The following is a 6,773-nucleotide window of genomic DNA, read 5'->3' on the forward strand; positions in this document are numbered from 1 at the left end:
GGCGTCAGCTGCCCTTCTCGGCCGCCCGGGCGACGCCCCTGACCATGCCGCCGAACACGAACCCGTGGAACGCCGCGACCGCCCACCAGTAGAGGTGCCCGGCCAGGCCCCGCGGCGCGAACGTGGCGCGCTGGCGCAGCACCGTTCCCGCGTCGGGGTCGTGTTCCACGTGGAACTCCAGCCAGGCGAGCCCGGGCAGCCGCATCTCCGCGCGCAGCCGGAGGAGGCGCCCTCGCTCCAGCTCCTCGACCCGCCAGAAGTCCAGCGCGTCGCCGACGTAGAGGGTCCCGCCGTCCCGCCGTCCCCGGCGCAGGCCCACCCCGCCGACCGCGCGGTCCAGCCAGCCCCGGACCCGCCACGCCAGGGGGAACGAGTACCAGCCGGCATCCCCACCGATGCCTTCGACGACGCGCCACAGGTCGGCCGGGTCAGCGGCGGTCGGCCGGGTCCGCTCGTCGACGTAGAGGCTGCCGCCGGCCCAGTCCGGATCGGTGGGCAGCGGGTCCGACGGCGCGCCGGGCGTGGACGCCCCCGACCACCGGGTGGTGACCGCCGAGTTCCGGACGCGGGCCACGGCCAGGGTCACCGCCTCGTCGAAGCCGAGCAGCCCGCCGGGCGGATCGGGGACGTACGTGGCGATGTCGCGCTCGCCGCAGACCACCGTGTTGCGCAGCGACTCGACCAGCGGCCGGGCGATACCGGCGGGCACCGGGGTGATGAGCCCGACCCAGTGGCTGGACAGCGACGGCGTGAACAGCGGAACCGGCACGATGCGCCGCCGGGGGAGCCCGGCGACGACGGCGTACCGCTGCATCATCTCGGCGTAGTTCATGACGTCGGGCCCGCCGATGTCGAAGCCCCGGTGCACCGACGCGGGCAGCTCCGCGCACCCCACGAGGTAGCGGAGGACGTCGCGGACGGCGATCGGCTGGATGCGGCTGTGCACCCAGCGGGGGGTGACCATCACCGGCAGCCGTTCGGTCAGGTGGCGGAGCATCTCGAACGACGCCGAGCCCGAGCCCAGGACCACCGCGGCGCGCAGCACGGCGGTGGGCACGCCGGACCCGAGCAGGATCTCGGCCACCTCGGTGCGCGAGCGCAGGTGCGGCGAGAGCTCCTCCCCCTCGGGCTCGAGCGCCCCCAGGTAGACCAGGCGGCCGACCCCGGCGTCCCGGACGGCGCCGGCCATGACGCCGGCGGTCCGCCGGTCGGTCTCCTCGAACTCCGTGCCGGACCCGAGGGCGTGGATCAGGTAGTAGACGACGTCGACCCCGGCGCAGGCCGCCGCGACCTGGGCGGCATCGGACGCGTCCGCCCGGGCCACCTCGACCTGCCCGGCCCACGGACGGTCGCGGATGCGCTCCGGGGAGCGGGTCATCACCCGCACCCGGTAGCCGGCGGCCAGGAGCTCGGGGACCAGCCGCCCGCCGATGTAGCCGGTCGCGCCGGTGACGAGGCAGAGCTTCGGTTCCGCGGGGGGCATGGCCCGAGTGTGTGCGGGATCGGCCCCGCGCGCTCGGATCGCGGGATCCCGGGGCGCGACTGACGAAGGCTCCCGTCCCCAGCCGCGGGACGGGCCCGGAGTCCGGGCCCGGCAGCGGCCCGAGGACGGCGTGTCAACCCCCGGGGCAGCATCGGGGGTGGCTCAGGTGCTGGAAGTGGCGCAGGAATGACGTCAGGGCGTGGACGGCGACGTTCCTGTCGTAGGACCCGGTATCCTCGGACACAGAAACCGCCAGCATCCGGCTCAGCGTCGTCGTGCGCCCCGAAGGCATGTTCCTTCGGCGTCGTTCCGCCCCCACCCTCCCCGTGGGTGCATGCCGCCGGTTGCGCGAGAGGAAGGCCCCCCGTGGTCGCAGCACCCCAGACCGACAACGCCTACTCCGGTAGCTCCATCACCGTTCTCGAAGGCCTCGAGGCGGTCCGGAAGCGCCCCGGTATGTACATCGGGTCCACCGGTGAGCGCGGTCTGCACCACATGGTGTGGGAGGTCGTGGACAACGCCGTCGACGAGGCGCTCGCCGGCTACTGCGACACCGTCCGGGTGACCCTGCTGGCCGACGGCGGTGTCCGGGTCGAGGACAACGGCCGTGGCATCCCGGTCGACATGCACCCGGTGGAGAAGCGCCCCACCGTCGAGGTGATCATGACGACGCTGCACGCGGGCGGGAAGTTCGACGGCAAGAGCTACGGCGTCTCCGGCGGTCTGCACGGCGTCGGCGTCACCGTCGTCAACGCGCTGTCCACCCGCCTCGACGTCTCCGTCTGGACCCACGGCACGGAGTGGCAGCAGAGCTACGCCTACGCCAAGCCCGGCCCGCTGGACGAGATCGGCCCGACGACGAAGCGCGGCACCGCGATCACCTTCTGGGCCGACGGCGAGATCTTCGAGACCACCGACTACTCGTTCGACACGATCAACCGCCGCCTGCAGGAGATGGCCTTCCTCAACAAGGGCCTGACCATCATCCTGCGCGACGAGCGGCCCGGGCACAGCAAGGCCGAGACGGGCATGTCCGAGGAGGTGTCCCTCGCCGAGGAGGCGACGGCCGCCGGACACGAGGACGAGGCCTTCGAGCCCACCGAGATCACCTACCGCTACGACCTCGGCCTGGTCGACTACGTCGCGCACATCAACCGCCGACGGAGCCCGATCCACAAGTCGGTGATCAGCTTCTCCGCCGAGGGCACCGGCAAGAACGACACCGCGATGTCGCTCGAGGTCGCGATGCAGTGGTCCGACTCCTACTCCGAGTCGGTGCACACCTTCGCGAACATCATCAACACGCACGAGGGCGGCACCCACGAGGAGGGCTTCCGCGCGGCGCTCACCTCGATCGTCAACCGGTACGCCGTCGAGAAGAAGCTGCTCAAGGAGAAGGACGAGAAGCTCACCGGCGACGACATCCGGGAAGGCCTCGCCGCCATCGTCTCGGTGAAGCTGGGCGACCCGCAGTTCGAGGGCCAGACGAAGACCAAGCTCGGCAACACCGAGGTCAAGGGCTTCGTGCAGCGGGTCTGCAACGAGCAGATCGGGCACTGGTTCGAGTCGAACCCCACCGAGGCCAAGACGATCATCACCAAGGCCTCGTCGGCCGCCCGCGCCCGTCGGGCCGCGCAGGACGCCCGCAAGCTGGCCCGCAAGAGCCTGCTCACGGTGAGCGGCCTGCCGGGCAAGCTGGCCGACTGCCGCTCCACCGACCCGCGCAACTCCGAGGTCTACATCGTCGAGGGTGACTCGGCCGGCGGCTCCGCCAAGTCCGGCCGCGACTCGATGTTCCAGGCGATCCTCCCCATCCGCGGGAAGATCATCAACGTCGAGAAGGCGCGCATCGACCGGGTCCTCAAGAACACCGAGGTCCAGTCGATGATCACCGCCTTCGGCACCGGCATCCACGACGAGTTCGACATCTCGAAGCTCCGCTATCACAAGATCGTGCTCATGGCCGACGCCGACGTCGACGGCCAGCACATCAGCACGCTGCTGCTCACGCTGCTGTTCCGCTTCATGCGCCCGCTGGTCGAGGGGCAGTACGTCTACCTGGCCAAGCCTCCGCTGTACAAGATCAAGTGGGGCGGCAAGCTCGGCGACGAGTACGCCTACAGCGACAAGGAGCGCGACGCGCTGGTGAAGGCCGGCACCGAAGCCGGTCGCAAGGTCAAGGACGAGATGATCCAGCGGTTCAAGGGGCTCGGCGAGATGAACGCCAGCGAGCTGTGGGAGACCACGATGAACCCGGAGACCCGGATCCTGCGCCAGGTCACGCTGGAGGACGCCGCCGCAGCGGACGAGATCTTCAGCATCCTCATGGGCGAGGACGTCGAGGCCCGCCGCAGCTTCATCACCCGCAACGCCAAGGACGTCCGCTTCCTCGACGTCTGAAAGAGGACCCCGTCCTCCTCACCCCTCGCACGCTCGGGGCGAGCCTCTGGACGGGGCCGACGACAAGCCTTCATCCACCTCTGTGCAACCACCTGTGGAGACCTGAACCGTGACGGAGACCCCACCCCGCGACCGCATCGAACCGGTCGACCTCCAGCAGGAGATGCAGCGCAGCTACATCGACTACGCGATGAGCGTCATCGTCGGGCGCGCCCTGCCCGAGGTGCGCGACGGCCTCAAGCCGGTGCACCGCCGCGTGCTGTTCGCGATGTACGACCAGGGCTTCCGTCCGGACCGCGGGTACGTCAAGTGCGCCCGCCCGGTCGCCGAGGTCATGGGCAACTACCACCCCCACGGCGACTCGGCGATCTACGACGCCCTGGTGCGGTTGGCCCAGCCCTGGTCGATGCGGTATCCGCTGATCGACGGGCAGGGCAACTTCGGTTCCCCCGGCAACGACCCGGCCGCCGCCATGCGGTACACCGAGTGCCGGCTCACGCCGTTGGCGATGGAGATGCTCGCCGGCATCGACGAGGAGACCGTCGACTTCCAGGGCAACTACGACGGCCGCACCCAGGAGCCCGTCGTCCTGCCCGCGCGCATCCCGAACCTGCTCATCAACGGGTCGGCAGGCATCGCGGTCGGCATGGCCACCAACATGCCCCCGCACAACCTGCGGGAGGTCGCCGAGGCGGCCTACTGGATCCTCGACCACCCCGAGGCGGAGGCCGAGGAGGCCCTCACCGCCTGCATGGAGCGGATCAAGGGCCCCGACTTCCCGACCCACGGCTTGATCGTCGGCCGGGAGGGCATCGAGGACGCCTACCGCACCGGCCGCGGCTCGGTACGGATGCGTGCCGTCGTCACGGTCGAGGAGGACGCCAAGGGCCGGGTCCAGCTCGTCGTCACCGAGCTGCCCTACCAGGTGAACCCCGACAACCTGGCCGAGAACATCGCCGAGCTGGTCAAGGAAGGCCGGCTCCAGGGCATCGTCGGGATCGACGACGAGTCCAGCGACCGGGTCGGCCGCCGGCTGGTCATCACCCTGCGCCGCGACGCCGTCGCCAAGGTCGTGCTGAACAACCTCTACAAGCACACCCAGCTGCAGACCTCCTTCGGCTGCAACATGCTCTCGATCGTCGACGGCGTGCCGCGCACGCTGCGGCTCGACGAGCTGGTGCGCAACTGGGTCAACCACCAGATCGAGGTCATCCAGCGGCGGACCCGCTACCGGCTGCGCAAGGCCGAGGAGCGCGCGCACATCCTGCGCGGTTACGCCAAGGCCCTCGACCACCTGGACGAGGTCATCGCGCTCATCCGTCGCAGCCCGTCGGCCGAGGAGGCGCGGTCGGGCCTGATGGAGCTGCTCGACATCGACGAGATCCAGGCCGTGGCGATCCTCGACCTGCAGCTGCGCCGGCTGGCCGCCCTGGAGCGCCAGCGGATCCTCGACGAGCTCGCCGAGATCGAGGCACGGATCGCCGACCTGCAGGCGATCCTCGACTCGCCCGAGCGGCAGCGGCAGATCGTCCGCGACGAACTGACCGAGATCGTCGACAAGTACGGCGACGACCGGCGCACCCAGTTCGTCGCCAACGAGGGCGACATGTCCATGGAGGACCTCATCGCGGAGGAGGAGGTCGTCGTCACCATCACCCGCACCGGGTACGCGAAGCGGACGAAGAGCGACCTCTACCGGTCGCAGCGTCGCGGCGGCAAGGGCGTGATGGGGGCCCAGCTCAAGCAGGACGACATCGTCGACCACTTCTTCGTGGGCTCCACCCACGACTGGATCCTCTTCTTCACGAACAAGGGCCGGGTGTACCGGTCGAAGGCCTACGAGCTGCCCGAGGCCAACCGCACGGCCCGCGGCCAGCACGTGGCGAACATCCTCGCGTTCCAGCCGGACGAGAAGATCGCCCAGGTCATGCAGATCAAGGACTACACGGTGGCCCCGTACCTGGTCCTGGCCACGGCACGGGGGCAGGTGAAGAAGACCCGGCTGACCGATTTCGACTCCCCGCGCCAGGGCGGCGTCATCGCCGTCAACCTGCGCGACGGCGACGAACTGGTCGGCGCCGCGCTCATCGATGACAGCTCCGACCTGCTGCTGGTGACGCGCAAGGCGATGTCGATCCGGTTCAAGGCCGACGACACCGCGCTGCGCCCGATGGGCCGCGCGACCGAGGGTGTGCGGGGCATCTCGCTGTCCGCGGACGACCGGCTGCTGTCGATGATGGTCGTGCAGGAGGGCGTCGACGTCCTGGTCGCCACCGAGCGCGGTTTCGCCAAGCGCACGGGCATCGAGAACTACCCGAACCAGGGACGCGGCGGAAAGGGTGTGCTCACCGCGGACCCGAAGGCGCGCAAGGGCGCTCTCGTGGGCGCGCTGGCCGTCACGCTCGGGGACGAGCTGTACGCCATCACCTCCGGCGGCGGGGTCATCCGCACACCGGTCAACGGGGTGCGGCACAACAAGGACCGCGCCACCATGGGCGTCAAGCTCATGAACTTGCCGGAGGACGTGTCCATCGTGGCTATCGCCCGTACGACGGACAACGACGAGCCGTCGGCCTAGGGTGAGATCTGATCACGAACTGATCGGGCCCCGGGCGCGCGCGAGCGCTGCCCGGGTGCCGGTCGCGAGGGAGCGGTCTGTGCCGCTGGCGAACGGGAGACTGGCATGAGCGACCGGCCGCACGGTTCGGTGCGCACCGGGTCCCGTGGCGGAGACGCTCCCGGCGGCGACGCAGCGAGCGACCCGGCCCAGCCCGCGCAGGGCCAGGCGCCCCCGCCCACGGCCACGCAGACCATCCCGGCCACGGGTGCCCAGCGGGCAGCCGCACCCGCGGGTGACGGCACCCCCGCGGGCGCTCCGGCTGCTGCCGCG

At 70.6% G+C, this 6,773-nt stretch carries 3 protein-coding genes and 1 pseudogene; 3 read left to right on the forward strand and 1 reads right to left on the reverse strand.

The features are described from left to right. Nucleotides 1-4: 4 nt before the first annotated feature. On the reverse strand, nucleotides 5-1,483 hold the full coding sequence (locus BN344_RS13590; RefSeq protein ID WP_040338889.1) for an SDR family oxidoreductase: 1,479 nt from the start codon (nucleotides 1,481-1,483) through the stop codon (nucleotides 5-7). A gap of 366 nt (nucleotides 1,484-1,849) precedes the next feature. On the opposite strand from BN344_RS13590, the gene gyrB reads away from it, so the two are divergent. The 3 genes and pseudogenes from gyrB to BN344_RS20770 all read left to right on the forward strand — a co-directional run. Further along, nucleotides 1,850-3,883 carry a DNA topoisomerase (ATP-hydrolyzing) subunit B gene (gyrB, locus tag BN344_RS13595; RefSeq protein ID WP_040338890.1) on the forward strand — a complete coding sequence of 678 codons (2,034 nt, stop codon included), beginning with the start codon at nucleotides 1,850-1,852 and terminating at the stop codon, nucleotides 3,881-3,883. A 109-nt stretch (nucleotides 3,884-3,992) separates the two neighbouring features. Next, nucleotides 3,993-6,461, forward strand: a complete 2,469-nt coding sequence (gene gyrA / locus BN344_RS13600; protein ID WP_040338891.1) for a DNA gyrase subunit A — start codon at nucleotides 3,993-3,995, stop codon at nucleotides 6,459-6,461. 105 nt (nucleotides 6,462-6,566) lie between these two features. Next, a pseudogene (locus BN344_RS20770) lies at nucleotides 6,567-6,773 on the forward strand (DUF3566 domain-containing protein); the annotation flags it as partial.

This window comes from Candidatus Blastococcus massiliensis AP3 (assembly GCF_000582785.1).
GTDB classification, from domain to species: domain Bacteria; phylum Actinomycetota; class Actinomycetes; order Mycobacteriales; family Geodermatophilaceae; genus Blastococcus; species Blastococcus massiliensis.

Excerpts from the sequence above, each read along its gene's own strand:
- BN344_RS13590 (WP_040338889.1), bottom strand. The coding sequence starts at position 1,483 with ATGCCCCCCGCGGAACCGAAGCTCTGCCTCGTCACCGGCGCGACCGGC.